Raw genomic sequence first — 24,869 nt, 5'->3', positions numbered from 1 at the left:
GACATCCCGGCTACAGGCCGATGTCGTAGCGCCCGGTCTCGTGCAGCCAGGCCAGGTGTCCGGCGATCTGGTCGTCCAGTCCGCGCGTGTAGCGGGTGAGGATTTCGCTGCCGCGCCGGCGAAGGGCGGCCGCGAGTTCGGTGTACCGGGCCGTGTCGTGTTCGATCTCCCGGGCCGTCAGGTCGATGCCCGTCTGGACGCTGTGACCGTGGTGGTGGGCGAGGACCATGGGCAGGTTGGCGATGTGGCCGCGGGCCACGTCGCGCGGGCAGCCGTACACGTCGTTGGTGAGCCCGATGATGCGGATCGCCAGGTCGGTCAGTTCCCTGACCTGCGGGTCGAGCACCAGGGCGGTCGGCATCTCGAAGCCCTGGGCGACCTCGGTGAGGACGAAGTGGTGGTGCAGGTGGGCGATCAGGTGCCGGATGCGCCGGTACTCGGACACCGGCGGCACCGTCCGGTGCTCGGCGTAGGCGGCGTCGGCGGCCGCTCCCACACTGTAGTGGAGCATCCCCTTGCGGATGCGCAGGACCTGTTGCGGGGTCGCCGCCTGCTCGATCCGCTGGAACAGGTCACGGTAGGCACGTTCGATCGGGACGTCGTGGGGCACCGGGGCGTGGGGGTCTTCGGCGATGGCTTCGCAGGCCAGCAGGTGCTCCGACAGGTCCGTGGTACGGCCGGCGAGGCCCAGACCCTCGGTGTAGCGGTCGTCCTGCACGGTGGCCCAGACGCAGAACCGCGTCGCGATCAGCACCCGTTCCACGTCGCCTTCGGGGATCATCCACGCGTAGGTGCGGCCGAGCGTGGAATGGCGCAGGTATGTCTCGTCCGCGTCGGTGCCGATGATGCCGACGTCGCGAAGCCATGCCAGAGTGCGCTCCTCCAACTCGTCGGCGCGGGGGTGAAGCCGAGGGGGTACCGGAAACGAGATCCGGGGGAGCACCAGTTCCCTGGCCAGGTCACGCCTGTCCTCCCGGGGCGCGGGTACGGGCCTCATCGGGTGTTCCCCCCGCTGTCGTGGCCGTCCTCCCGGTGATCCAGGTGCCGGCTCGCCGTGCGCACCGCCCAGTGGGCCCGCGCGAGCGGCTCGGCGCAGAAGGCCCGTGCCGGTCCGTCCGACAATGCGGCCAGATAGGCGTCGGCACCGCTCAGCTCCCGGCGCGCGTATGCGGCCAGGTCCGCGGCCCCCCAGCCGTCCGGCCAGAAGTCGACACCGCGGGCCGCGTCCTCGTCCCGGTCGATGAGGATGTTGACGCTCTGCAGCGCCCGTCCGTAGGCGACGCCCAAGGTCCGGTCGGTGCGGGTGCCGTCGTGCCAGGCCCACAGGTCGGACAGCAGCAGGACCAGGGTGCCCGACACCGCGTAGGTGTACCGGTCGAGGTCGGTGCCGGTGCGGACGGTGAATCCGCCGGCGGCCCACTGGGCCATGCGTTCGGCCATGGTAGCGAAGGTCTCGTACACCCGGGGCCCGATGTCCGGCGGGGGCAGTGCCGTCCACTCCCCGATGCGCAGGGTCACTGCGGGCAGTACGCCGACGTGCTCCCGGAACAGCGTGGCGAAGTCACTCTCGGTGAAGCGGGTCTGCAGCAGCCGCCCGACGCCACGCAGCAGCACGCCCTTCTCCTCGGCGGCCAGCGACGAGTGGTCCTCGATCTCGTCGATCGCCCGCATGAGCAGATAGGCGCACGTGACCGCCTCGTTCAGCGGAGCCGGCGTACCGATGACCGGCCCGTACCAGGTAGTGCTGTACTCGCGCACCACGGCGTGCGCGTCGTCGAGCAGGGCCATGACACCCCGTACCTCTCTTCGCGGGTCGGGCGACGACGGTGGGCCCTCGTGCCGCTTCCGGCCCCCGGCTTCGCGGAGCTGTCGGGGCAGCAGGCCGTTCGGGCAGGCCTCGCGCGCCCCTGCCTGCAGCAGACCGCATCTCGGCTCGATGTCAATCCTCCTGACCGGAAGTCGACTTCGGCACAACGGACGGGCCGGGCACCGCCGCGACCGGTGGCCGTCGGATCAGTGGCCCGGCGGCCTCCTTCGTCACGGACGCCGAACACCTCTACCGCTTGTCCCCGGACCACGCCGAGGTCGCGCAGTGGGACCGGGCCACCGGACACCGGGCCGCGATCGGTGGCCCGGCCGATCGCCTCTTCACCGGACCCGCCGGGCTGTTCGCCACTGATCCCGGCAACGACCACGTCACCCGCTACAGCGGCAGCCCCGGTTCCTGGACCCCGATCGGCGAGACCGCCGCGGAGACCGCCGTCACATGATCCTCATCGAGGGGCAGGGCGTCAGCGGCTCCACCATCTCGGCGGATGCCGGAGGCGAGCCGACCCCGGCGCCACGCGGACACGCCCGCCCACCCAGGTCTTCCCCCAGATCCGGCCCCCGGTCCGGCCGCGCCACCCCGTCCGGGTTGATGTCGGAGGCCCCTGCGAAGATCGCGGCCATGGAGCTCCCCACCGCCCTCGCCGGCCTCGACGACCACCCCTGGGCCACCGTCGACCACGCCTACGGCCCCGCCGAGGACCTGCCCGAGTTGTTGCGCGCCTTCGCCGAGGGCGGCGAGGACGCCGAGGAGGCACTGGACGAGCTGTACGGCTCGATCGTCCACCAGGGCACCGTGTACGCGGCCAGCGTCGACGCCGCCCCCTACCTCGCCCGGATCGCCGCCTCCGGCAGCCAGAGCGTCGACGCGCTCCGCCTGCTCGGCTGCCTCGCCGAGAGCGAGGACGAGCACGGCGTCGAGCCGGGCGCCGTACGGGCCGCCGTCACCGCCCAACTGCCCCTGCTCATACCGCTGCTGGCGGACGAGGACGCCGACGTACGGCAGGCGGCCGGCTGGACCGTCGGCCACACCCGGGACACCGGCACCGCCCTGCCCGCCGTCCGGGCCCACCTCGCCACCGAGACCGAACCCGCCGTCCGGGCCGAACTCCTCACCGCCTACGGCCGGTTGGACCGCGAGGGCGCCGCCGACCAGGCCCGCGCCCTGCTCACCCCGGACACGCCCGCGCCGCTGCGCCTGGCCGCCGTGTTCGCCGCGCTGGACGCCGACGAGCCGTGGCTCGCCGCCCACCACGACGCCGTCCTCGGCCTGCTGCCCGCGTGCGAGACCGCCCGGTTCGGCCACGCGGACGAGCACCGGGAGCCGCTGCGCACGATCGTCGGGCACCTGCTGGAGCGGGACGATGCCGCCGACCGCGAGAGCGCCCTCGCCCTGCTCGACGCCGCCCTGCGTGACGAGCGCCCCGAGGTGCGGGCCGAGGCCCTGTGGGCGGCCGACCGCGCCTGCGCCCTGTCCCGCAGTGCCCCGCAGCGGCTGGTCCCGGCGATCGTCCCGCTCGCCGCCGACCGGGCGGCCGCCCAGCTGCTGGCCAAGCTCGGCCCGGCCGCCGCCGAGGCCGCGCCGGTCCTCGCCGAACTCGCCGCGCGGCCGGACGCCCAGGCGGACAACGGGCCGGGCAGCGGGCCGGACGACGAGGCGGCCGACCAGGCCCTCGCCGCGCTCGTCCTGGTGGCGCCGGAGGCCGCCGCCCCGCTGCTGGCCCGGGCCCTCGGCCGGCGCCCGCGCGCCATGCAGAGCGCCGCCGGGTCCTACGCCCCGGCCGACGCCCCCTTCCCGTTCGACCCGGAGCTGTTCGCCGCGGTCCGCGCCCGCCTGGCCGCCAAGGCCCTGGAGCGGCCCGCCTCGGAATGCCAGGACTGCGGCTGCACGACGGTCAAGGACAACAACGACATCGCGGGCCTGGTCCACCTGCTGCGGCGATGGGGCCCGCAGGCCGTCACGGCGCTGCCCGAACTGTGCGCCGTGCTGCCCCGGTTCCCGTACGCCGCCACCGCGATCACCGCCGTCGCCGCCGACGGCGGACCGGAGCAGCGCGCGCAGGCCGCCACCGGTCTGCGCGCCGAGGCCGGGAAGCTCCTGGTGGCCCGGGCGCTGCACGAACTGACCGGCGAGAGCGGACCGTTGCTGGCCGCCGCCGAGGCGGCGTTCGCCACCGGAGTACGCGGCGCCGGTGACGGCGCCCAGGCCGCGGCCGCCCTCGGACCGGCGGCCACCCCCCTCGTCCCGGCCCTGCGGGAGGCGCTCGCCCGCACCGCCGAGCGCGACACCACCCCGCAGGTGGACACCGACCTCGCCCTGGCGCTCGCCCTGTGGCGGATCACCGGGCAGGCGGCCGAAGCCGTCCCGGTCCTGGCCTCGGTGCTCGACAACAGCCGGGGCCGGCAGTGGTTCCGCTGGACCGCCGCCCGCGCCGCCCGCGAGATCGCCGCCCTCGGCCCGGCCGGACACCCACTGACCGCCCGCCTCGAATCCCTCCTCGACGACCCGAGCCTGGCACCCTCGGCCGTCCTCGCCCTGCTCGCCGTCGGCGACCCGGCCGTCCTCGACCGCACCCGCCTCGCCGAAGCGGCCCTGCACTCCGCCGAGACCCACGCCGACCTCAAGCACGCCGTGGAGGCCCTGCGGGCCCTCGGCGCCTCGGCCCTGACCCCGGAACAGCACGACCGCCTGACCGCGCTCGCCACCCGGGACCGCCGCCTGGTCCTCTCCGGCGCCGACCACGCGATGATCCGCGAGGACGAACACCTGCGCACCGCACTGGCGGCCCTCCTCGGCCCGACCGCCTGAGACCTGCCGTCCCTGCCGTCCCCGGCCCCCGGCCTCCCCGGTGACGCCGGGGAGCCCGGGCACGGCGAAGCCCCGCCGGGCGGGTGCTCGGCGGGGCTCCGTGTCGCGTGGGGGCGGTGGGTTCCGGGGGAGGGGGGTCAGGCGCGGGCGTCGATCTTGCCCTGGAGGGCGGCGAGCAGGTCCTTGAGGATCCCGGCGGTGCCCTCGTCGGTCAGCTCGCCCTGCTCGTCGAAGCGCTCGTGCGAGCGGAAGGCGACCAGCTCGGGCTTGACCACGACGTCGCTGTCGGTCCAGACGAAGACCTGGCGCAGCGCCAGCTGGGCGCGGACGGAGCCGAAGTTGGTGGGGGCGGCGCCCATGATCGCGGTGGGCTTGCGGTGCAGCGGCAGGCCCTCGCTCTTGCTCCAGTCGGTGCTCAGCCAGTCCAGGGCGTTCTTGAGGACGCCGGGGACGGAGTAGTTGAACTCCGGGGTGGCGATGAGCAGTCCGTCGGCCTCGGTGACCTTGCGGCGCAGCTCGTCGACGACGGCCGGGCGCTTGCCGGGGTGGTCGAGGTCGTAGTCGTACGGCGGGATCTCGCGCAGGCCGTCGTAGATCTCGATCTCCATGCCGGCCGGGTTGAGCTTCCGGGCGGCGCGCAGCAGCGCGGTGTTGTGCGAGTCGGCGCGAAGCGAGCCGGAGATGGCGAAGACCTTGGACGCGCTCATGACGGTGCTCCTTGCGGTGTGCGTGTGGCTGCCGGGGCGGCGGTGGTTGTTCCGACGCCGAGAAACCTAAACCGTTCAGTTCAATGCGTCAACCAGACAGTTCAGTCTTGACTCTGAACTGGCTTGTGTAGTTCAGTCCTCGGCATGACGACGACTCAGTCCGCCGCGGCCCAGGCCGCCCCCGTCCGCTCGACCACCACCGTCATCGACCCCGTGCACACCTTCGAGGGCGCCGGGTTCCCCGTCCGCCGCCCGTTCCCGGTGGCCGAGCTCCCGATGCTCGACCCGTTCCTGATGGTCGACCAGACCGGTCCGCTGCTGCTCGCCCCCGGCGAGGCCAAGGGCGCCCCCGCCCACCCGCACCGCGGCTTCGAAGCGGTCTCCTACCTCATCGAGGGCTCGATGGACTGGGCCGACTCGACCGGCCGGCGCGGCACCAGCGTCGCCGGCGAGGTCGAGTGGCTCACCGCCGGCGCCGGCATCGTCCACTCCAACGAGCCCACCGCCGAACTGCTCACCCACGGCGGCCGCCAGCACATGCTCCAGATCTGGGTGAACCTGCCCGCCCGGCTCAAGGACCTCCCGGCCCGCAGCCAGAACCAGGGGCCCGACACCATCCCGGTGGTGCACACCGAGGACGGCAGCCGGGTCAAGGTGATCGCGGGCCGCAGCCACGGCGTGGCCGGACCCTTCGAGACCCACCTGCCGGTCCTGCTCGCGCATGCCGTGCTGCCCGCCGGCGGGCGGGCCGACTTCACCGTGCCGACCGGCCACAACGCCGCCGTCTACGTGCTCTCCGGCGCCGTCGAACTGCCCGACACGCCGCTGACGGACGGCCAGCTCGCGGTCCTGGCCCACGACGGCGAGCGGATCACCGTCGCCGCACCGCACGGACCGGCCGAGGTGCTGGTCCTGGCCGGCGAGCCGATCGGCGAGCCGGTCGCCCGCGGCGGCCCGTTCGTGATGAACACCGCGGCCGAACTCCGGCAGGCCCAACTCGACTTCTCCAACGGGAAGTTCGGGCGGATCCCGGAATGAAGCCGGGAGCACTGAACACGGCGGCAGGAGCGGACGCCCGCCCCGCGCAGCCGCCGACGGACAGCACCGGCCGGGGCGCACGGGGGTCGCTCCGGACCGGCCTGCTGCTCGCCGCGCTCGCCGCCCCGGGAGCCGCAGGACTCTCCAGCCCGAGCCTGGTCCTGCCCGCCGTCGCGCGGGAACTGCACACCGGCCCCGGCCCCGCCGCCTGGCTGATGAGCGGCTACGGGCTCGGCATGATGCTCGGCACCCCGCTGCTCACCGCCACCGCCGGGCGGCGCGACCCCCGGACACTGCTGCTCGCCTCCGCGGGGGCACTGCTGCTCGGCGTACTGGTCACCCTCGCCGCCGGGGCGGACCTGGGCCCGCTGGTCGCCGGGCGCGCCCTGCAGGCGGTCGGCGCGGCCGGGTTCAACGTGGCCGCCTTCCAACTGGCCGCGCGCCAGCCGGACGGACGCGCCTCAGGGGTCGTCGCGATCGGCAGCGCGGCGGGCGGCACCGCCGGCCTGTTCATCGGCGCGGCGGTGGCGACCGGGCTGGGCTGGCGGACCTGCCTGGTGCTGCCGGTGCTGACCCTGGCCGTACTGCCGGCCGTACTGCGCGGATGCGCCGGACCGAAGCCCGGACCGAAGCCCGAGCCGGCACGGGAGCCGGCACGGGATCCGGTACGGAAGCCCGTGCAAGGCCCGGGCGCGCAGGCGCCGCGCCGCTCGTTCCTCGGCCTGGACGCCCTGGCGGTGCCGCGCTTCCGGGCCGTCGCCGCGGTGATGCTGGTCCTGGCGACCGTCAACTTCGGCCTGGTCTACGGCGCACCGCGGCGGGCCGCCGCGCTCACCGGCTGGAGCACCGTCCAGACCGGCGCCGTCGGATCGCTCGCCACCCTCACCGGCGCGCTGCTCTCCTGGTCGCTGGTGCGCGCCGCACCCCGACTCGGCCTGCGCCGCACCACCGGCCTGCTGCTCGGCGGCTCCTTCACCGCACTCGCGCTCGCCGCCTTCGGCCCCTGGGCACCGCTGGTGCTGCTGGGCGCCGGGGCCAGCGCCTGCGTCAACGCGGGCGGCCAGGGCATCCTGACCGGCGCCGCCGCCGAGGCCGTGGCACCGCAGCGGCGACCGGAGGCGATCGGACTGTTCAACCTGGTGTTCCTGCTCGGCGCGGCGCTCGGCCCGCAACTGGCGGTGCTCGCCGAGCGGATCGCCGTGCCGGGCCCGTAACCCGCCCCGCCGACGACCCGCCGACACCCCGCCGACGCACCGACCGAGCACACCGGTCGAGCGGACCGACCGAACCGTTCAGTTTCATATACTGGCCCGTACCGTCTCCCCCCGAGCACCCCGAGGAGAACCCGATGGCCGCCGACGACCCCCAGCCGACCGACGAGTTCGGCATCCCGATCATCCCGAGCCCGGTCGACGCCGCCCAGCGCCGCCGACAGGCCATCATCGACGCGGCCCTGGTCGAGTTCCTGAAGGAGGGCTACTCCGCCGCCTCGATGGACGCCATCACCGCGCGCTCCGGTGTCTCCAAGGCGACCATCTACAAGCACTTCGGGAACAAGGAGCGGCTCTTCCTCGCGGTGATCGGCGGCATACTGCCCACCACCTACGAGGACCTCAAGCCGTGGAACTCCACCATCGCCGAGGCCGACGACCTGCGCTCCGCGCTGATCACGCTCACCCTCGACTGGACCCGCATCCTGCTGCGCCCCGACATCATGTCGCTGCGCCGGCTGGTGATCGGCGAGATCGACCGCTTCCCGCAGCTGGGCCAGCTCTGGTACCGGGTCAGCTACGACATGAACAACGGCCCGCTGATCGAGGCCTTCGCCGAACTGGACCGCCGCGGGGTGCTCGCCGTGGAGGACCCGGCGCTGGCCGTGCAGCAGCTCGTCGCCTGCACGGTGGGCGTGCCGCAGCTGGTGCGCACGTTCCGCCCGGAGGCCGAACTGGACGAGGCCGCGATGCACCGCACGATCAGCTCCGGGGTCGACCTGTTCCTGGCCCGGTACGCACGGGAGCAGTGACCGCGGCGACGGCGGGCCCGGCGCCCGGGGCCGCCGCCACGGCCGGACCGGCGACCGGCCCGCGCCGGTGCCGCCGCAGCCCGGCCACCACCAGCAGCACCGCCGTCCACGCGCCGGTGCAGAGCACCTGGCTGCGGCTGCCCGGGTCCACCAGCATGAACACCAGCACCCCGGCCATCGCCGCCAGCGCCCCGTAGCCCAGGTACGGGAAGCCCCACATCGAGGCCGCCTGCTCCCGCCCGCGCTCCTGCCCTCGGTCCTGCTCCTGCCCGCGCTCCGGCCCGTCCGTGCGCCGCCGCCGTCGGCCGTGCAGCCGCAGGTAGGAGGCGGCGATCAGGATCCAGACCACCAGGATCGCCGTCCCGATCGAGTTCAGCAGGAACGGGAAGACGGTCCGCGGCCACAGCAGGCTGAGCACCACCGACCCGAAACCGAACGCGGCCGAGGCGAGCACGGCCCGCCCGGCCGCGACCAGCGCGCCGCCGCCCGCACCACCCGAGTCCTCCACCCCACCACGCCCGGTCAGCAGGCGCGGCGCGTCACCGCGGGCCGCGAGGGCGTGCAGCATCCGCGAGGAGCCGTAGATGTTGGCGTTCATCGCCGACAGCAGCGCCACCAGCACGACGGCGTCCATCAGCTGCGCCGCGCCCGGCACCCCGATCCGGCCGATCGCCGCCGCGTACGGGCCGCCGGCGACCGCCGGGTCGTCCCACGGCACCACGGCGACGATCACCGCCATCGAGCCGATGTAGAACAGCGCCACCCGCCACAGCACCGTGCGCACCGCCCGGCGCACCGCGGCCACCGGGTCCGCGCACTCGGCGGCGGCGATGGTCACCGTCTCCAGCCCGCCGTACGCGAACACCGCGGCGATCGTGCCCACCGCGACCCCGTGCCAGCCGTGCGGCAGCAGCCCGCCGTGCGCGGTCAGGTTCTCCGCGGCCGGCGTCCGGCCGGTGAGCACGGCGGCGGCGCCGAGCAGCACGAACGCGCAGATCGAGGCCGCCTTCACCCCGGCGAACCAGAACTCCAGCTCGCCGAAGTGCCGCACACCCGCCAGGTTCGTCCCGGTGAACAGCGCCATGAACACCGCCACCCACACCCAGGCCGGCACCTGCGGCAGCCAACCCGCCACGATCCGGGACGCCCCGATCGCCTCCGCGGCCACGCTCACCACCAGCAGCGCCCAGTACATCCAGCCGGCCAGCAGCCCGGCCCACGGCCCCCAGGCGCGGGTGGCGTGCGCGGCGAACGCCCCGGAGCCGGGGCGGGCGGCGGACATCTCGCCGAGCATCCGCATGACCAGCACCGTGAGCACCCCGGCCACCACGTACGACACCACGATCCCCGGCCCCGCCGCGGCGATCCCGACGCCGGAGCCGACGAACAGCCCAGCTCCGATCGCACCGCCCAGCGCGATCATGGCGATGTGGCGCTGTCTCAGCCCACGACTGACCGACCGGTCCTCGGACATCACGGCTCCCCCCGTTGTGATCCAACCGGGGGAGATCTTGGCCCCGACCACCCGTCGTGATCAAGCCCCCGGTGGAACCCCGGTGGAACCCCGTGCGGCGGGTGCCGGCGGCGAGGCGCCGTGGATCCGGCCAACGCCCGGGCGGGTGCTACCAGTTGGCCCAGAGGAGGTTCCAGCCGCCGAGTCCCTTGTCGGGGGCGACGGTCTTCTCCTTGGAGTGCACGACCGTGACGACGTCGCCGATCAGCGAGTCGTTGAAGAACGACCCCGCCTCCGCTCCCGCCCGGTGATGACCGGGGGCAGCGCCGGCCTGCCGGTCGAGGTGAGCGAGCGGGACCCGCAGGTCATCGAGGTCACCGCCGAGACCACCTCCCACGACGTCAGCTGGTACCTGGAACTGGAGTGGTCCAGCGGCACCCGGAAGGGCACGCTGACCGTCGGCCCCGGCGGCGGCGCGCCGTTCCGCACCAGCGCGGTCAAGGGCCGGCCGCTGTACAGCTACCCGGTCGGCGGGAAGGCCTGGGGCCCCAGCCCCTTCCAGCGGTGACGGCCGCGCCCGGCACCGCACCGCAGGCGACCTCCCCGGCCGGGGGTGCTCAGCCGCGCGGCGGTCGCGCGGTCGTGCCGGAGGTCAGCCGCCAGAGCCCGGCCAGCTCGTAGTAGAGGCCGTTGACCACCTGGAGGAGCACCAGCGTGACCGGCCACAGCAGCGCGCCGAGGCCGGGCACCGCGTCCACCGGCAGGGTGTACGCCATCACGACCCGCGCGGCGGCGTCGAGCAGCATCGCCACGCCCCAGATCGCGGTCGAGACCCGCCAGATCCGCCGGAAGGCCGGTTCGCGTTCCCACAGCACGTCCCAGGAGGTGCCGTCGGAGCGGAACCGGCCCTCCAGCAGCGGCCGTCCGGCGTGGAAGAGCAGCGGACGCCTGGCCCTGACCGAGACCAGGAACCAGAGCCCGGCCACGCCGGTCAGCCACCCGTCCTTGGCCAGCAGGAACCGGGGGCTGCCGCTGACCAGCGCGGCCGCGACGCCGAGCAGCATGGTCCCGGCGATGAATCCCGCCATGCCCTCCAGGCTCCGGGTGCGCAGCCACCGCACCGCTGTGGTGAGCGCGGGCAGGACGGCGCCGGCCAGCAGCGCGCCGAAGACGCCGACCCCGGCGGCGCGCAGCCCGTAGTACACCGCGATCGGGACCACGACGTCCCAGGCGACGCCGAGCAGCAGGCGCCGGCCGCTGGGCCGCGGCGGCGGCGCGGGGGCGTCACCGCCGGCGCTTCGCGTGGGGGGCACGGCGTCCTCCGGGGCCGGGGAAGGCCAGGGTAGTGCCGGGGTGGAACCGCCCGGTCAGCGCGGGCGGTAGCGCCGGTAGCGGACGTACAGCACGATGCACGTGATCGCGCCGATCGCGCACACCGGCAGGCTCAGCCCGACCGCCATGATCACACCGTCGCCGACGCCCTGCACGGTCTCCTCGCGGAGCATCCCGTTCGGGTCGGTGACCGTGCGGGTGGTGTCCGCGTGGCTCGCGAGATAGGCGACCATCGAGACCCCTGCCAGCAGGAACACCGCCGCCCCGGCCAGGAACCAGCCGCCCGCCCGGTCCTGCCACTCGTCCCCTTGCAGCCGCCGCGCCCGGGGGCTGTGCTCCAGCACCGCGCGGCCCAGGCCGAAGGCCCCGGCGGCGTGCCCGTCGATGTACAGGCGGGCGCCGCCGTCGAGGGCGAGGCGGCAGCGGTAGTCGTTGCCCAGCCGGCGGGCGAGGCCGTGGATCCTCGGGGTGCCGGGGATCGTGACCGACACGATCCGGCTCCACTCCCAGCCCACCGCACCGCGCCGCGAGCCGTGGACGATCCCGCGCTCGCGGACCTCGAAGTACTCTCCCGACCCGCCCCGCACCGCGCGCCACGCCTGCGTCACGGCGACGTACAGCGCGCCCAGGGACAGGCCGATCACCAGGCCGATCGCCCGGCCCCCGCCCGGACGGCCGTCGTCCGCGGCGACCAGCGCCCACAGCCCGAGCCAGCCGCTGGGCACGGCCACCACCAGCGCCCACACGGCGTTGCGCCACCGCGCCCGGGTGTCCACCCGGTGCCTGCTGAGTACGGCGCCGAACAGGTCAGTCATCTCGGCCTCGCTGATCATCCGCACAGTGAAGCACCAACACCGGCTCCGCTCAAGGGCGTTAGCCCGCCCTCGCCCGCCCGCAGGACTCCCTTCCGCAGACCCCCTCCCGCAGGTGTCCGGTCAGCGCTGGCCGACGCGTTGCTGTCCGGTCCGGCGGGAGTCGGCGACGATCGGGAAGGCGTAGTCCCGCATCCGGCTCTCGTACACGCCCACGGCCCGGGCCAGGCCCGGGCCCGGGCCGGTCGCGTCGGCCAGGGCGCGGCTGAGTTCGGCGGCGTCGCGGACGGCGGTGTTGGCGCCCATCGCCAGGACCGGGCTCATCGCGTGGATCGCGTCGCCGATCAGCGTCACCGGGCCCGGCTCCCAGGGCGGCACGGGGGCGGAGGTGGAGATGCGCAGCGGGAAGAGCGAGGCGGTGTCCCACCGGGCGAGCAGGCGGTGGACGTCCTCGTGCCAGCCGTCGCCCAGCAGCCGCAGCGCGAGGTCGCGCAGGGCGGCGGGCGGCAGCGTGCGCAGGTCCGCGGGGGCGGGCATCGCGGGGTGGTCGGCGGGTGCGCCGACCATGCACGCGAGGTAGTCGTGGGCCGGGGGCAGGTCGAGGGCGGGGGTCCGGGCCCGGCCGGCCAGGTCGGGCCGGGTGGCGAACTCCACCGGGCCCAGGCCCAGATGGGCCTTGCCCGGGCCGTCGGTGACCACGGTGAAGATGCTCTCGAAGGCCCAGCCCGGCAGGGCTGCGCGGGCCCGCCCGTCCAGTGGGATCCGGCCGTAGACCAGCCGCAGGCCGGCGTCCTCGACCCGGGCCGCGGGCAGCAGGAGCCGGCGCACCGTCGAGTTGACGCCGTCGGCGCCGACGATCAGGTCGCCGGTCGCGGTCCGGCCGTCGGCGAAGCAGGCGGTGACCCGCCCGTCGTCCTCGTGCCGGTAGGAGGCCAGTTGTGCGCCGTGGTGCACCCGGTCGCCCAGTCCGAGGAGCATGATCCGACGCAGCGTCGGCCGGTCGAAGGCGCGCGGGCCGACGCCCGCCGCCTCGAAGCCCGCCGTCGGGTCCGCGGTTCGGCCCGTGGCTCGGTCCGCCAGGACCTCCAGGTGACGGTTGCGGACCGAGACCCGGGCCGGCGGTGCCCCGGCCGTGGCCAGGCAGAGCCCGAACAACTCGGCGGGCAGGCACTGCCGTAGGGCGGTGAGGCCGGGTTCGTCGAGTTGGATGCGGTAGCCCTGCGGCCGGGCCCCGGGACGGGCGTCGCGCTCGTGGACGGTGACGTCGACGCCTCGCTCGCGCAGGCCGTGGGCGAGCGCGAGCCCGCCCAGTCCGGCCCCGATGATGATCACACGGTACGGAAAAAGCACAGTCCTCTGCCTTCGTTCAGGACGACGAAGGAAGCACCGGGTTCCTCGCAGAGGAACGAACACCGTGTGGGGCGCCGCTCGGAAACACCATTCAGGAGCGGATTTTTTCGCGCATTCCAGCCAGTGCCGACGACCGTAGCACACCCCGAAACGGCCCGGCCCCGGTCCGGCCCCGACCGTTCACGCGGGCCTGGTCGCCCGGCCGTCCAGCCACAGGGTGTCGGAGGCGTCGCGGTGCGACCCCGTGGTGCCCACGTGCCGGGCGTCGATCTTCGCGCCGTGCTTGAGGACGTGGACGAGGGCCATGCCGTGGCCGCGGCCCAGTCCGTAGTCCTCCTTGAGCCAGGCGAGGATCACCCCGGCCTTCGTGGCCGGGGCGTCGAAGCCGCGCTGCTCGGCGAGCGCGACGAACTGGCGCGGCGTCAGGCCGGTCCTGGTCTCGATGGTGTCGAGGTACGCCTGGAAGGACATGTGTTCTCTCCTGCTCGTGTCGGTGTGTTCAAGGGGTAGACCGGCCCGGGCGGCGAAACTCATCGCCCGACGGCCGGGAACTTCCGGACCGGCCGCGCCGCCCGGGCGTCGCCCGGCGGCCCCTCGCGTACACGTGCGTTTGTTAACATCGCGGCCCGCGCGGACACTTGGGGGGCCGCGCACGGGGAGACGGAGCGAGATCCATGAGCGTGCCCACCGAAGTCTCACGGTTCCGTCTGGGCCACCGGACGAGCATGACCCGCACCGAGGGGCTGCGCAGCACGACCTACCACTCGCAGTGGCACCTGTTCCCGCTCGGCGCGAGCCGGCGCCCGGAGTCGGGGTCCGTCGTCCTCGACGCGTACTGCGGCGACTGCCGCCTCCCCATCAAGGTCGTGCTGGAATCCGAGCCGACCGCCGCACAGAAGCAGCGCACCCGCACCACCTCCGGCTGGCTCCTGCTCGCGGCGGGCATCGCCCTCATCGCCGTCGCCTGCCTCATCGGCGGCGGCGGAGCCGTCCCCGGCCTGTCGGGCGTGACCGGCCTGATGGCCGTGCTCATCAGCTTCGCCGTACGCAACGCGGGAAAGACGTACCCGGGCGTCCACCTGGACCGCAACCAGCCCGCCACCAAGGACACCCCGCACCGGATCTTCGTCCACTGACACCACCCGACGGCGCGGGCGGGGACGTTCCGCCCACCCGCGCGGCGCCCTGTTCCCGTACGTGGGTGAACGACGCCCCGACCGTGCGGGCCGTTTGAGTGACCGAATTGTCACCTTCTGTACTCGGGTGCGCGGTGTGTGGTGCGATGCCGACGTGTAGATCCGGGGGCGGGCGCGGAGACCGACGCCCGCCCCCGGACCCGTGGACGGTCGAAGGGAAACCATGGTGCTCCGCGTGCTGGCCGCGACTGGTGTCGCCACCTCACTGTTCGGCTCGTCGGCCTTCGGCGGCAGCCCGGCCCCGCCCCCACCCCCGCCGCAGGAGCGGATCGTCATCGACAGCGTGGCCGTCAACGGCACCGGCTGCCCGGAGGGGACGGCCGCCGTCGCCGTGTCCCCCGACAACACCGCCTTCACCGTCACCTACAGCAACTACCTCGCCCAGGTGGGGCCCGGGGCGTCGCCGACGGACTTCCGGAAGAACTGTCAGCTCACCCTTCTCGTGCACGTCCCCAGCGGCTACACCTACGCGATCGTGTCCGCCGACTACCGCGGCTTCGCATCACTGGCGCCGGGCGCCTCCGGCACCCAGCGGGCCCGCTACCACTTCCAGGGCGACCCCCGCACCACCACCGCGACCCACCACTTCAAGGGCGGGTTCAACGGCGACTGGCAGACGGCCGACACCGCGCCGGCCGCGGCCCTGGCCTTCGCCCCCTGCGGGGAGGAGCGCAACCTCGACATCACCACCGAACTGCAGGTCGACCGCGGCACTTCGAGCCCGGGCGACACCAGCTTCCTGGAGATGGATTCGACGGACGGCACGGTCAAAACCGTGTACCACCTGACCTTGCGGCATTGTCCATGACCTCCTGACGCCGCGCCCGCCGCCCCCGGGCGGCGGCGCAGCGCCTGAGATCGAGCTCGACGGAACGGCACAGGCTCAGCGCGTCCTGCGGGTCGTCGGCCCGGTGGCCGAACCGGCGGACCAGGCTGCGCCCGGCAGTCGCACCCCTCGCTGCACGAGCCGGGGCACGCCGTACGGCCAGCGCGGACGCGAGCCGCCCGGCTGCGCCCGCACGCCCTTGACGGATCGTCAGCACTGCGGAACGGTGACGCGCAAGTGACCGCAACCGGCGTGGTGCTGGAGGGTGTCGTGGGGCTAGATTTCGTGGGGATCGACCCTGAGACGGGGAAGGAAGGGTCGCCCATGGTGCTGCTGGACAACGACAAGCAGGAGCTGGTGATTCAGGGGTTGAAGGCGGACGACGCACTGAACGCCGAGGTCGGCGATCCCGATTCTGCGGAAGACCCGCGATGACGCAGAGCGTGATGAGCTTCTCCGACCTGCTGGCCGCCGCCCGGTACTCGGCGGTCCACCTGGAGATGCGCGACAGCTACGGTGTCCCGGACGAGGCAGAGGCCGTCGAACGGTTCCGACTGACCGGCGAGTCCGACCTCGACCCGGAGTCGGAGTACTGGCGGGACTGGACGGCCATGCTGCGCGAGGCGACCGAACGGGGTGTGGCTGTCCGCCGGGCCCGGATCGTGTCCGAGCCGGTCACCCTCTACACGCGGTACCTGCACGCCATGACGCCGGTCAACACCGCGGCCGGCGAGGACGTCCGCTGGCTGCCGCGCCGCGACGCGTGCGACTTGGCGTTGCCCGGCGCCGACTTCTGGCTGTTCGACGACCGCGTCGTGCGGTTCAACCACTTCACCGGTGACGGCGACTGGGCCGACCCGCGCACCTCCGACACCGAGGACCCCGCCGTCGCGAAGCTCTGCGCCACCGCGTTCGAAGCGGTGTGGGAACGGGCCGTCCCGCACGAGCGGTACACCGTCTGAGCCCGCCCACGCCGAGCAGACAGCCCATGCCCGCCTCGCCCTCATCCAGTGCCCAGGCCGCCCGCGCCGCGCTCGCCGTCCGGCTGCGCGAGCTGATGCTGGACGCCGGGATCGACGGCAAGGAGTTGTCCGCCCGGTGCGGCTGGCACCCCTCCAAGACCTCCCGGATCCTCAGCGGAAAGTCGGCGCCGTCCGAGGCCGACCTGCGCGCCTGGTGCACCGCGTGCGACTCCGCCGACCAGGTCCCCGATCTCATCGCCGCAGCCCGCACGGTCGACTCCATGTACACCGAGTGGCGCCGGATGGAGCGCAGCGGGCTGCGCGCCGCCCAGGAGTCCGTCGCTGCCCTCTACCGGCGCACCGGCCACTTCCGCGTCTACGCCAGCCGTGTCCTGCCCGGCATGGTGCAGACACCCGAGTACACCACCGCCGTCCTGCGCTCGATCCAGCGCGCCCGCGTCGAGGTCGACGACGTCGCCGATGCCGTGGAGGCCCGCCTGGAGCGCCAGCGGATGCTGTTCTCCGGCCGGCACCGCTTCGGCCTGCTCATCGAGGAGTGGGTGCTGCGCGCCGCCGTGTGCGACCCGGAGACGATGGCAGCCCAGCTCGGCCACCTGCTCGCCGTCTCCTCCAGCCCGTTCGTCAGCGTCGGCGTCATCCCCACCGGGCCCGACCGCCCGCACCTGCCGGTCGAGGACTTCTACATGTTCGACGAGGACGAGGTAGCCGTCGAACTGACCTCCGGCTACTTACGGATCACCCAGCCGCGCGAGATCGCGGACTACGTTCGGACCTTCGCGGATCTGGCCGCCATGGCCGTCCACGGAACCGGGGCCCGTCAGCTGATCACGGCGGCGATAGCCACTCTCGGGTGACTTCGCGCAAGACGGCGCAACCTCGTTGAGGGCCCGGCCGCTTACCCCCTACCGTCGAACCGTCGCCCGCCGTGACGGACCGGACACCCGGTTCCCGGCGGGCGCGCCGGGGCCGCTGCGCCCGCCTGACCCCCCGTCGGGTGGGCGCAGCCGTCACCGCCCGCGAGGGAGCGGAGTACCGCCATGGTCTGCCGTCCGGTGCGCACCGCACTGCGCGGATGTGCGCGTTCGCGGCCCGGCGTGGCTCGCGCGGGCCGGGCAGGCCCGCTACTCCTCCCGGCACCGGGAGGCACCGTCACAGCGGCGACAAGGGAGGTCGGCATGGATCACGACGGAGGCCACGGCGGCGCGGGTTCGGGTGGCGGTGGCGGCGAGGGGGACGGGCATCCGGGCACTCCGTGGACGCCGCCGTCCGACCCGCCGTCCCCGGACGGCGGCCCCCCGCCCGGGGACGGGGGCCACCGCAAGTGACGCTCGCACCTGAGCAGGAGGACCGCCCGCCGGGGCGGTCCTTCCCCGTCGCCGACGCGTGGACGTCGGCCTTCGACGCCGTCCCGCGCTCACTGTTCCTACCGGACCTGGTCTGGGCCCACGACATGGCCACCGGGAAGAGCCGGCCCGTCGACCGGACCACCGACGAGGCGGGCTGGTTGGCGGCGGCCGCCGCGGACATCCCCATCGTCACGCAGTGGGACGACGGAGAACACCGGGGCGCCGAGCCCGGCACCGTACCCACCAGCTCCGCCTCGATGCCCTCCCTGGTCGCCTCTATGCTGGACGACCTCCAGGTGGAGCCGGGGATGCGGGTGCTGGAGCAGGGCACCGGCACCGGCTGGAACGCCGCCCTGCTCGCGCACCGGCTCGGCGACGCGAATGTGACCACGGTCGAGATCGACCCCGGGATCTCCGCCCGGGCCCGTACCGCGCTCACGAGCGCCGGCTACCGGCCGACCGTCGTCCGTGCGGACGGCGAATCCGGCCACCCGCCCGGCGCCCCGTACGACCGGATCATCGCGACCTACGGGCTGCGCGAGGTTCCGCGGGCCTGGATCGAGCAGACCCGGTCCGGCGGGCTGATCCTGGCGCCGTTCGGCACCCACTACTCCAACGCCGACGCCCTGGTCCGCCTCACCGTGACCGGCGACGGCGCCGCGAGCGGCCCGTTCCTCCAGCCGGTGGAGTTCATGAAGATGCGCTCCCAGCGCCTGCGCCGGCCGCAGCACCCGCCCGGTGGCGGGAGCGTCGCCGAGTCCACCACCACCGCCGTCCTGCCGCCGCACGGCACGTTCGACCCGTTCCCGCTCGCCGCCGGCCTGCGCCTGCGCGACGTCGTCCACGCGATCCAGCCGCACGACGACGGCGCCCGCACCCTGTGGCTCTACTCCCTCACCACCCCGGCCTGGGCTGCGGCGACCTTCCGCGACGGCGAGGACGTGCACTCGGTCCGCCAGTACGGCGGCCGCCGCCTGTGGGAGGACTTCGAGCGGGCCCTCGCCTGGTGGCACGAGGAGGGCGAGCCCGGCATCGCGCGCCTCGGGCTGACCGTCACCCCCGACGGCTGGCGCGCCTGGCTGGACAACCCCGGCCGGCCGATCCGGTGAGCCCGCCCGTCCGGGACCCGTCCCGGGTGATGGCGGACCGGTTCGGGGTGTCGGGGCGTGGGTCGCTCCAGTCTCCTACCGGGCGGCGGCGCAGCGCCTGAGATCGAGCTCGACGGAACGGCACAGGCTCAGCGCGTCCTGCGGGTCGTCGGCCCGGTGGCCGAACCGGCGGACGAGTATCACCGAGTCGAGGGTGCGGCCTTCGCGGGCCAGTACGAACAGCAGGGTGAGCAGGGCGGCGCGGGCGTTGCCGTCGTCGAACGGGTGGAAGAAACAGACGTCCAGGTGGGCCCGGGCCGCCCTGGCGGCCAGCGAGGGCCGGCTGTCGGTGGCCTGCGCGAGACAGGCGTCGAGGCGGGTGCCGGTGTCGGGGCCGATCCCGTAGCGCTCCTCGCCGCCCTTGGCGAAGGCGGGGCGGGTGCGCAGCGGTGGCGGCTCGGGTGTGCCCAGGACGTGCTGCTGCCAGCTGCGCAGCAGCTCGAAGTCGAGCATGGCACCTCGCGCCGCGTCGGCCCGCACCAGCTCCAGTGCGGTGAGCAGGCCGGCGGCGCGGGCGGGGTCCACGGCGGCGTCGAAGGAGCGGAAGTCCTCCGCCGCGCTGTCGCGGGCGGCGGCCGTCGGCTCGTGGTCCGCGCCGTCCGTGCCGGCCTCGCCGTCCGGCCACGGCATGCTCTCGCGTACCGCGAGCCAGCGCTCCAGGTGGTCCGGGAGCCCGCCCGGGGCCGGCGACCAGTGGGTGTCCTGCGGGCGCAGCGGGCCGACGAGCCGTTCGGCGACCTCCTCCGCCAGGACGGTGTCCGGCGCGGTCCAGCTCTTGAACCGGCCGCCGACCGCCTGTCGCACCAGCCGTTCGGCCGCCTCGGGGGCGACGCCCCAGTAGGTGAGGAACCAGCCCAGGACCTGCTGGCAGTGCCCGTACCAGCCGCTCTCGGCGCCGGTCCGGTCGGCGACCTGCAGGATCAGGTTGCGGGCGGCGCGCTCCCACAGGATCCGGTCCGCCACCAGGGTCTCCGGGTCCAGGGGGTAGGCCTCGAACCACCGCGCGAGGTGCTCCAGCCAGTCGCGCCACTCGCACAGCGAGGCCACGACCCGGTCGAGGGTCTGCTCCGCGGTGGTGATCGAGTGCGACCCGCAGCACCAGTTCCCGACCGGCCCGCCGTCGACGTCCGCCTCGCCGACCGACCAGCGCCACCCCGCCGCCCACCGGCCGTAGTGCTCGATCAGCACGTGGGTCATGGCATCGGTCCAGGGCCTGGCCGCCTCCCGCGCCCAGTTGACTCCGATCGGATCGACGGCGGGGTCCGGTCGGGAGGGCACCCGCCGCGCCGGGCCGAGGGAGCGGACCACCTGCGCGGCCGAAGCGGGGTCGAAGGGGTGGGCGGCGGGGTCGACCTCGTCCCAGGTCAGGCCTGCGGGGTAGAGCGCGTTGGACACCGGGTCAGGGTGCCACGGGGGCCAGGGGTCCGGGCAACGCAATTTCCGCCCGCACCGCCCGCACCGCCGCGTCGCCCGTACCGCCCAGGGACACCCGCGAGGGCTGTGCGACCCCCGCTCCGGCCCCACCGGTTGCGGGAGGGTGGCGACGCGACCCGGTCCGTGCTGCGACACTGTCGATCATGACAGACCACAGCCCTCTCGTAATGCCCACCTTCTCCGCGACCGCCGCCGACACGCCCCTGCCCACCCAGTCCGGCGCGCGCCGGCCGCCGCTCGAGCAGGGCGCCGACTTCCGGCAGCCGCCCGGCGAGACCGCCGCAGTGCCCGCCCCGGCCCGGCGTCCGCTCGCGGTCGGCGGCCTGACCTTCTCCGACCCGGACCGCCAGATCTGACCACCCGGCCGCCTGCCGCAGGCTCCTGACCTGCGACGCTGTCCTCGACGACGGCGAGCAGGCGAGCAGGCGGGTGCCGCCGGAGCCGAGGAGTACGAACTGCGGCTGCGGATCGCACCGTGTAGTCGGGGGCGCCGTGGTTCTCACGTGGTGAGGGTGCCCAGGGCGTCCCGCGCGGCGGCGGTGGCGGCGGCCTCGGCCTCCGAGGGCGGGACGTCCTTCAAGGTGTAGCCGGAGCGGGTGGCCGCCTGGTAGTTGACGGTGATGAGCGCGTTGCGCTGGAGCACCACGAGTTCGATGCGGCCGTAACCCCACGCAACGGTGTAGAGCAGGGTCGCCTTCTCCCCGATGCCGGGGACCGACCGGTCGTCGGTGATCTTCATGGTGCCGGCGCTGGTGGCCGCCGCCGTCCGGGCGCTGCTCAACGTTTCCTGGTAGATGCTGTCGGTGCTCGGGGACAGCGTGACCAGGACCTGCAGCATGGTCAGGCCCGAGTCCTGGCTGGTCCAGCTCCCGCCCGTCACCGGTATGCCCCCGATCGGCTTCTGCTCGGTACAGGGGGCGCCCTTGGCATAGCGGGCGACCGTCTCGGGGTGCACCAGCGAGCAGCCGGCCGCTGAGGCGGTGTAGAGCGCCGCGGACGGGGACGCCGGGCCGGAGGACGCGACTGCGGCGGAAGAGTTCGCCGCGGACGAGGCGGTCGCGGTCGGCGTGACGAGGTTGGCCACCAGGCCCAGGACGAGCGCGGCGGCGCCCGCGCCGGCCGTGATGCCCCCGAGCAGCCAGGTCCACCGCCGGGCGGGCCCGCCCGGGCGCAGGTCCGCCGGGTCGGGGAGGGTGGCGGGAACGGCCTGGGCCGGCAGGGCGCTCGTGCGCGGGAGGGTGGGCAGCGGCTGGGTCGCCGGAGGGGTGTCCTCGATCTCGGCCATCTCGTACGGAACCCTTCGAAGGCTGTCAGCCGCCGGCTGACAGGTGGTAGGCGGTCAGGGTGGGCCCGTAGCCGACCAGCAGGGCCGCGTCCTGGACCAGGACCTGCGGGTCGCCGGGCTGGCGGGCGAAGGTCTGGTGCCACTGCGGGCTGCCGTCGGCGCCGGCCAGCGACTGGAGGGCGATCCCGCCCGTGTCCGTGGGCGCGGTGACGAGGACCGAGTTCCCCCAGGAGCCCCGGACGGTGGCGGCGCCCTGCGCCGACGGCCAGGTCCACGCGGTGGCCCCGGTGCGCGGGTCGGTGCCGGACGCGCCGTGCGGGCCGCCGGTCGCGACCAGGGCCGTGACGTCCGCGCACCCGGTGATGGCGCCGGTGTGGGTGCCGCTCCACAGCCGGGCGCCCGTGGTGTCGAAGGCCGCCGTCGGGATCTGCCCGTCGGTGGCCGTCGTCCCGGAGACGGGCAGGCAGGTGAGCACCGCTCCACGGAGCGCGAGCGAACCCAGGTAGGAACCGGCGGACATGGTCGCCGAGGCCGGCGGCAGGCCGCTGGGCCGGCTCCACTGGGCGGTTCCGCGCCCGCCGTCCACGGCGGTCAGGGCGCGGTCCGGATCCAGGGCGTACAGGTTGGTGCCGCTCGGCGGCGCGTACAGCTCCTGGGCGTCCAGCGACCAGCGTTGGCGCCCGCTCGCGCGGTCGAGTGCCAGGAAGCGGAAGGTGCCGTCGGCGAGCAGGGCCGGATCGCCGAGGACCGTGACGACCAGCAGGCCCGCCGCGTCCATGCCCTGGACGCGGAAGGAGGTGCCCAGCGCGGCACCGCTCCACAGTCTGCGCCCCGCGGCCGCGTCGTAGCCGTGCAGGGCTCCGTCCGCCCCGGTGACCAGCAGCAGGCCCGGCAGCGGCAGGGCGAGGGCCTGCGCACCGGGGACCGGGTCGGACGAGCGCCACAGGTCGGCGCCGCTGCGCGCGTCGCGCGCCCGCACCGAGCCGTCCTGGTCCACCGACCACACCCGCCCGCCGTCGCCGACCGGGGACGCCCCCGCCTCCGAGGTGCTGGTCCACAGCACCCGTCCGTCGGAGCGGGCGTAGCCGACCGCCCCCGTGCGGTCCGCGCACACCACCGCCGCCGGGCCGCAGGCCACCGGCGCCATCCCGGCCCGGGGGAGGGGCGCCGACCAGGCCTTCGGGGGCGCCCCCGCGTTTCCCGGCCACAGCAGCCGGGTGGCCCCGCCCGCGGCGGCCGTGGCGAGCAGCGCGCCGCCGAGGACGAGCAGCCGGCGCCGGGTGCCGTTCGGATCGCTCAGCACCCGGGCCAGTTCACGCTCACGCCCGCGTACGGTCCGCTCCGCCCCGCCCATCCAGTCGGTGCCGACCGCCGGGCCGTACCGGAAGGCCTCGGCGAGCTCGGCCGGTGCGGGCCGCCGGGCCGGGTCCCGGTCCAGACAGCGCACCAGCAGTCCGGTCAGCTCCGGCGGCGCCCCGTCCAGGTCGGGGGGTTCCTCGGAGGCCCGGTAGACCAGCACCGCGGGCGGCCCCTCGCCGAAGGGCGCGCGGCCGGTCGCGGCGAAGGCCAGTACGGCGCCCAGCGAGAACAGGTCGCTGGCGGGGGTGAGGGTGTGGCCCGCCGCGTGTTCGGGGGACATGAACCCGGGTGTGCCGATGATCTGGCCGCTCGCGGTGGGCAGCGCGTCGGCCGTCGGCTTGCTGATCCCGAAGTCGATGACCCTCGGGCCGTCCCGGGCGACCAGGATGTTGGAGGGTTTCAGGTCCCGGTGGATGATCCGGGCGCGGTGGACGGCCGCGAGCGCCTCCACCAGGCCCGCCCCCAGGACGTGGAGCGCGGGCCGGGCGAGCGCGCCGTGCCGCGCCACCGCCTCGTACAGCGACGGTCCGGCGACGAACTCGGTTGCCAGCCAGGGGAGTTCCGCCTCCGTGTCGGCGTCCACCACCGCCACGGTGTAGGCCCCGTTGACCGATCTGGCCGCGGCCACCTCCTGGGCGAACCTGCGCCGGAACTCCGGATCGGCCGCGTACTGCTCCTGCACGGTCTTCACCGCGACCGGGCGCCCGCTGCCGGTGGCGGCCAGGTAGACGGCGCCCATGCCGCCCGCGCCGAGTCTGCGCAGGACGCGGTACGGGCCGATGCTGCGCGCGCTCATCCGGCACCGGCCCGGAAGGCGCGCAGCGTGGTGGACGAGGCGCAGTAGAGCGTCGGGCCGTCGGCCGCGGTGGTCCACAGGCCCTCGTCGGAGGGCGGCCGGGCCACCCAGCGGACCGTGCCGCGGGCGGCGTCCAGGACGGCAGACCCGTACGGCCCGCCCGGCAGCGGGACGGCGAAGAAGCCGTCACCCGCGGACGGAGCCCGGAAGTCCCCGCTCGCACTCGGAAGGGTCACGGCCGCCACGGTGCAGTGCCACAGCCCCCGGCCGGTCGTGACGTCCAGGCAGTAGGCCGTGCCCTGGGCCCCGGACAGCAGCAGCCGGTCGCCGGCGAGCGCACAGCCGAAGACCGCCTGCGGGACCGGGGGAGCCGTCCAGCGCTGCCGCCCGGTGGCCGCCTCCACGGCCACCACCGTCCGGTTGGCGACGACCACCAGCAGGTCGCCGGTGCGCAGCAGCCGCGCGGGCACCCCCGCGCCCGCGGGCGCGAGGCCGGCGGCCTGCCAGCGGGACTCGCCGGTGCGCAGGTCCAGCGCGTGCAGGACGTCACCGTCCCGGTAGTAGCACCTGCCGTCGGCGACCAGGCCCATCGCGCTGCCGGAACCGCTGTACAGGGACTCCGAGTGGCGGGCCATCGACACCGCCAGGTTCTCGGCGACGTCGTGCTGCCACAGCACCTCGCCGCTGCCCGCGTCGGTCCCGGCGAGGAGCCCGCCGCCGGTGGCGGAGGTCTGCCGGGCCGTCACCACGGTCCGGTCGTCCGCGCCGAAGACCCGCAGGGTCATCGCGGCGTACATGTGCTGGTCGGCGGGCACGGCGAGCGGGATCCGGTGGGTCTGCGCCGAGGCGTCCAGCCACACCAGGCTCGCGAAGTCCGGGGACGTCCCGTAGAGCAGCCCGCCCTGCGCCTGGACGAACTGGACCTCCTGCTGGGACCACGCCGTACGCCCCGTCGAGGGGTCCACACCGGCCGCGCCCGTGCCCTCGGTCCACCACACCGGCGTCGAGCCGACGAGGGACAGCTGGTGGAGGACCGTCACGCCGCTGAACGGCCGGCTCCACAGCGGGGCCGGCGCACCGGGCGAGGCCCCGGCACTGCCCGCGCCGACCGCGCCGACCGCGCCGCCCGCGCCGACCGCGCCGCC

The 24,869-nt window shown here is 74.7% G+C and carries 25 protein-coding genes; 13 read left to right on the top strand and 12 right to left on the bottom strand.

Translation table 11 applies throughout. The features are described 5' to 3' along the window. Positions 1-10: 10 nt before the first annotated feature. A complete protein-coding gene (locus tag ACFWXO_RS34780) occupies positions 11-997 on the bottom strand; it encodes a hypothetical protein (RefSeq protein ID WP_380529037.1) in 987 nt (328 codons plus the stop codon). Beyond that, positions 994-1,788 (bottom strand): squalene/phytoene synthase family protein, encoded by a 795-nt coding sequence (locus ACFWXO_RS34775; RefSeq protein ID WP_380529035.1) that lies wholly within the window; start codon positions 1,786-1,788, stop codon positions 994-996. Before ACFWXO_RS34775 ends, ACFWXO_RS34780 begins: the two co-directional genes overlap by 4 nt. A gap of 275 nt (positions 1,789-2,063) precedes the next feature. Between ACFWXO_RS34775 and ACFWXO_RS34770 the strand changes: the two genes are divergently transcribed. Both ACFWXO_RS34770 and ACFWXO_RS34765 read left to right on the top strand, forming a co-directional pair. Beyond that, complete coding sequence (locus tag ACFWXO_RS34770; RefSeq protein ID WP_380401166.1) at positions 2,064-2,270, top strand: hypothetical protein; 207 nt, start codon at positions 2,064-2,066, stop codon at positions 2,268-2,270. Positions 2,271-2,449: 179 nt separating this feature from the next. Beyond that, positions 2,450-4,636, top strand: coding sequence for a HEAT repeat domain-containing protein (locus ACFWXO_RS34765; protein ID WP_380529032.1), 2,187 nt, complete (start codon positions 2,450-2,452; stop codon positions 4,634-4,636). Between the two features lie 137 nt (positions 4,637-4,773). On the opposite strand, the gene ACFWXO_RS34760 is transcribed toward ACFWXO_RS34765, so the two are convergent. Further along, positions 4,774-5,343: an NADPH-dependent FMN reductase gene (locus ACFWXO_RS34760; protein WP_375895067.1), complete on the bottom strand. Its 570-nt coding sequence runs from the start codon at positions 5,341-5,343 to the stop codon at positions 4,774-4,776. 144 nt (positions 5,344-5,487) lie between these two features. Between ACFWXO_RS34760 and ACFWXO_RS34755 the strand changes: the two genes are divergently transcribed. The 3 genes from ACFWXO_RS34755 to ACFWXO_RS34745 all read left to right on the top strand — a co-directional run bounded on the left by ACFWXO_RS34755 (position 5,488) and on the right by ACFWXO_RS34745 (position 8,404). Next, a complete protein-coding gene (locus ACFWXO_RS34755; RefSeq protein ID WP_380529030.1) occupies positions 5,488-6,381 on the top strand; it encodes a pirin family protein in 894 nt (297 codons plus the stop codon). Further along, positions 6,378-7,595, top strand: coding sequence for an MFS transporter (locus tag ACFWXO_RS34750; protein ID WP_380529028.1), 1,218 nt, complete (start codon positions 6,378-6,380; stop codon positions 7,593-7,595). The genes ACFWXO_RS34755 and ACFWXO_RS34750 overlap by 4 nt, the downstream gene beginning before the upstream one ends. A 134-nt stretch (positions 7,596-7,729) precedes the next feature. Further along, complete coding sequence (locus ACFWXO_RS34745) at positions 7,730-8,404, top strand: TetR/AcrR family transcriptional regulator (RefSeq protein ID WP_375895075.1); 675 nt, start codon at positions 7,730-7,732, stop codon at positions 8,402-8,404. On the opposite strand, the gene ACFWXO_RS34740 is transcribed toward ACFWXO_RS34745, so the two are convergent. Next, a complete protein-coding gene (locus ACFWXO_RS34740; RefSeq protein WP_380529026.1) occupies positions 8,355-9,878 on the bottom strand; it encodes an amino acid permease in 1,524 nt (507 codons plus the stop codon). The two genes, ACFWXO_RS34745 and ACFWXO_RS34740, sit on opposite strands and share 50 nt — an antisense overlap. A gap of 289 nt (positions 9,879-10,167) precedes the next feature. On the opposite strand from ACFWXO_RS34740, the gene ACFWXO_RS34735 reads away from it, so the two are divergent. Further along, positions 10,168-10,425, top strand: coding sequence for a hypothetical protein (locus tag ACFWXO_RS34735; protein ID WP_380529050.1), 258 nt, complete (start codon positions 10,168-10,170; stop codon positions 10,423-10,425). Between the two features lie 49 nt (positions 10,426-10,474). Here the strand turns inward: ACFWXO_RS34735 and ACFWXO_RS34730 are convergent, their stop codons facing one another. The 4 genes from ACFWXO_RS34730 to ACFWXO_RS34715 all read right to left on the bottom strand — a co-directional run bounded on the left by ACFWXO_RS34730 (position 10,475) and on the right by ACFWXO_RS34715 (position 13,822). Continuing rightward, positions 10,475-11,170: a VC0807 family protein gene (locus ACFWXO_RS34730; RefSeq protein ID WP_380529024.1), complete on the bottom strand. Its 696-nt coding sequence runs from the start codon at positions 11,168-11,170 to the stop codon at positions 10,475-10,477. Positions 11,171-11,224: 54 nt separating this feature from the next. Then, positions 11,225-12,022, bottom strand: a complete 798-nt coding sequence (locus tag ACFWXO_RS34725) for a hypothetical protein (RefSeq protein WP_380529023.1) — start codon at positions 12,020-12,022, stop codon at positions 11,225-11,227. Between the two features lie 102 nt (positions 12,023-12,124). After that, positions 12,125-13,333 (bottom strand): FAD-dependent oxidoreductase, encoded by a 1,209-nt coding sequence (locus tag ACFWXO_RS34720; protein WP_380529021.1) that lies wholly within the window; start codon positions 13,331-13,333, stop codon positions 12,125-12,127. 198 nt (positions 13,334-13,531) lie between these two features. Beyond that, positions 13,532-13,822 carry a DUF4287 domain-containing protein gene (locus ACFWXO_RS34715; protein WP_375895089.1) on the bottom strand — a complete coding sequence of 97 codons (291 nt, stop codon included), beginning with the start codon at positions 13,820-13,822 and terminating at the stop codon, positions 13,532-13,534. Between the two features lie 203 nt (positions 13,823-14,025). Here ACFWXO_RS34715 and ACFWXO_RS34710 point away from each other — a divergent pair, with 203 nt between their 5' ends. The 6 genes from ACFWXO_RS34710 to ACFWXO_RS34685 all read left to right on the top strand — a co-directional run bounded on the left by ACFWXO_RS34710 (position 14,026) and on the right by ACFWXO_RS34685 (position 18,811). Continuing rightward, positions 14,026-14,487, top strand: coding sequence for a hypothetical protein (locus ACFWXO_RS34710; RefSeq protein WP_380529019.1), 462 nt, complete (start codon positions 14,026-14,028; stop codon positions 14,485-14,487). Between the two features lie 223 nt (positions 14,488-14,710). Further along, positions 14,711-15,355 carry a DUF4360 domain-containing protein gene (locus ACFWXO_RS34705; RefSeq protein WP_380529017.1) on the top strand — a complete coding sequence of 215 codons (645 nt, stop codon included), beginning with the start codon at positions 14,711-14,713 and terminating at the stop codon, positions 15,353-15,355. A gap of 255 nt (positions 15,356-15,610) precedes the next feature. Next, positions 15,611-15,808: a hypothetical protein gene (locus tag ACFWXO_RS34700; RefSeq protein WP_380529016.1), complete on the top strand. Its 198-nt coding sequence runs from the start codon at positions 15,611-15,613 to the stop codon at positions 15,806-15,808. After that, positions 15,805-16,335 carry a DUF6879 family protein gene (locus ACFWXO_RS34695; RefSeq protein WP_380529014.1) on the top strand — a complete coding sequence of 177 codons (531 nt, stop codon included), beginning with the start codon at positions 15,805-15,807 and terminating at the stop codon, positions 16,333-16,335. The genes ACFWXO_RS34700 and ACFWXO_RS34695 overlap by 4 nt, the downstream gene beginning before the upstream one ends. 26 nt (positions 16,336-16,361) lie before the next feature. Beyond that, positions 16,362-17,210: a helix-turn-helix domain-containing protein gene (locus ACFWXO_RS34690; protein WP_380529012.1), complete on the top strand. Its 849-nt coding sequence runs from the start codon at positions 16,362-16,364 to the stop codon at positions 17,208-17,210. Between the two features lie 467 nt (positions 17,211-17,677). Then, complete coding sequence (locus ACFWXO_RS34685) at positions 17,678-18,811, top strand: methyltransferase domain-containing protein (protein WP_380529011.1); 1,134 nt, start codon at positions 17,678-17,680, stop codon at positions 18,809-18,811. Positions 18,812-18,886: 75 nt separating this feature from the next. Here ACFWXO_RS34685 and ACFWXO_RS34680 read toward each other — a convergent pair whose 3' ends face one another. Next, positions 18,887-20,245: a Fic family protein gene (locus ACFWXO_RS34680; protein ID WP_380529010.1), complete on the bottom strand. Its 1,359-nt coding sequence runs from the start codon at positions 20,243-20,245 to the stop codon at positions 18,887-18,889. A 182-nt stretch (positions 20,246-20,427) separates the two neighbouring features. On the opposite strand from ACFWXO_RS34680, the gene ACFWXO_RS34675 reads away from it, so the two are divergent. Beyond that, positions 20,428-20,640, top strand: coding sequence for a hypothetical protein (locus tag ACFWXO_RS34675; protein ID WP_380401193.1), 213 nt, complete (start codon positions 20,428-20,430; stop codon positions 20,638-20,640). A gap of 143 nt (positions 20,641-20,783) precedes the next feature. Here the strand turns inward: ACFWXO_RS34675 and ACFWXO_RS34670 are convergent, their stop codons facing one another. From ACFWXO_RS34670 to ACFWXO_RS34660, 3 genes are all read right to left on the bottom strand, one after another. Further along, positions 20,784-21,569, bottom strand: coding sequence for a hypothetical protein (locus ACFWXO_RS34670; RefSeq protein WP_380529008.1), 786 nt, complete (start codon positions 21,567-21,569; stop codon positions 20,784-20,786). A gap of 25 nt (positions 21,570-21,594) precedes the next feature. Beyond that, entirely contained in the window at positions 21,595-23,724 is a 2,130-nt protein-coding gene (locus ACFWXO_RS34665) for a protein kinase (RefSeq protein ID WP_380529006.1), read from the bottom strand. After that, the coding region (locus ACFWXO_RS34660) for a PQQ-binding-like beta-propeller repeat protein (RefSeq protein WP_380529004.1) at positions 23,721-24,869 on the bottom strand (1,149 nt) is incomplete at its 5' end. The genes ACFWXO_RS34665 and ACFWXO_RS34660, both read right to left, overlap by 4 nt.

It is taken from the genome of Kitasatospora sp. NPDC059088 (assembly GCF_042738155.1).
GTDB lineage: Bacteria > Actinomycetota > Actinomycetes > Streptomycetales > Streptomycetaceae > Kitasatospora.
This window is presented reverse-complemented; position numbering and strand designations above follow the sequence as displayed.

What these genes read in the sequence shown, in the direction of transcription:
- ACFWXO_RS34780 (WP_380529037.1), bottom strand. Translation starts at nt 997, where the DNA reads ATGAGGCCCGTACCCGCGCCCCGGGAGGACAGGCGTGACCTGGCCAGG.
- ACFWXO_RS34775 (WP_380529035.1), bottom strand. Translation starts at nt 1,788, where the DNA reads ATGGCCCTGCTCGACGACGCGCACGCCGTGGTGCGCGAGTACAGCACT.
- ACFWXO_RS34765 (WP_380529032.1), top strand. Translation starts at nt 2,450, where the DNA reads ATGGAGCTCCCCACCGCCCTCGCCGGCCTCGACGACCACCCCTGGGCC.
- ACFWXO_RS34760 (WP_375895067.1), bottom strand. Translation starts at nt 5,343, where the DNA reads ATGAGCGCGTCCAAGGTCTTCGCCATCTCCGGCTCGCTTCGCGCCGAC.
- ACFWXO_RS34755 (WP_380529030.1), top strand. Translation starts at nt 5,488, where the DNA reads ATGACGACGACTCAGTCCGCCGCGGCCCAGGCCGCCCCCGTCCGCTCG.
- ACFWXO_RS34750 (WP_380529028.1), top strand. Translation starts at nt 6,378, where the DNA reads ATGAAGCCGGGAGCACTGAACACGGCGGCAGGAGCGGACGCCCGCCCC.
- ACFWXO_RS34745 (WP_375895075.1), top strand. Translation starts at nt 7,730, where the DNA reads ATGGCCGCCGACGACCCCCAGCCGACCGACGAGTTCGGCATCCCGATC.
- ACFWXO_RS34740 (WP_380529026.1), bottom strand. Translation starts at nt 9,878, where the DNA reads ATGTCCGAGGACCGGTCGGTCAGTCGTGGGCTGAGACAGCGCCACATC.
- ACFWXO_RS34735 (WP_380529050.1), top strand. Translation starts at nt 10,168, where the DNA reads ATGACCGGGGGCAGCGCCGGCCTGCCGGTCGAGGTGAGCGAGCGGGAC.
- ACFWXO_RS34725 (WP_380529023.1), bottom strand. Translation starts at nt 12,022, where the DNA reads ATGATCAGCGAGGCCGAGATGACTGACCTGTTCGGCGCCGTACTCAGC.
- ACFWXO_RS34715 (WP_375895089.1), bottom strand. Translation starts at nt 13,822, where the DNA reads ATGTCCTTCCAGGCGTACCTCGACACCATCGAGACCAGGACCGGCCTG.
- ACFWXO_RS34710 (WP_380529019.1), top strand. Translation starts at nt 14,026, where the DNA reads ATGAGCGTGCCCACCGAAGTCTCACGGTTCCGTCTGGGCCACCGGACG.
- ACFWXO_RS34705 (WP_380529017.1), top strand. Translation starts at nt 14,711, where the DNA reads ATGGTGCTCCGCGTGCTGGCCGCGACTGGTGTCGCCACCTCACTGTTC.
- ACFWXO_RS34695 (WP_380529014.1), top strand. Translation starts at nt 15,805, where the DNA reads ATGACGCAGAGCGTGATGAGCTTCTCCGACCTGCTGGCCGCCGCCCGG.
- ACFWXO_RS34690 (WP_380529012.1), top strand. Translation starts at nt 16,362, where the DNA reads ATGCCCGCCTCGCCCTCATCCAGTGCCCAGGCCGCCCGCGCCGCGCTC.
- ACFWXO_RS34675 (WP_380401193.1), top strand. Translation starts at nt 20,428, where the DNA reads ATGACAGACCACAGCCCTCTCGTAATGCCCACCTTCTCCGCGACCGCC.
- ACFWXO_RS34670 (WP_380529008.1), bottom strand. Translation starts at nt 21,569, where the DNA reads ATGGCCGAGATCGAGGACACCCCTCCGGCGACCCAGCCGCTGCCCACC.
- ACFWXO_RS34665 (WP_380529006.1), bottom strand. Translation starts at nt 23,724, where the DNA reads ATGAGCGCGCGCAGCATCGGCCCGTACCGCGTCCTGCGCAGACTCGGC.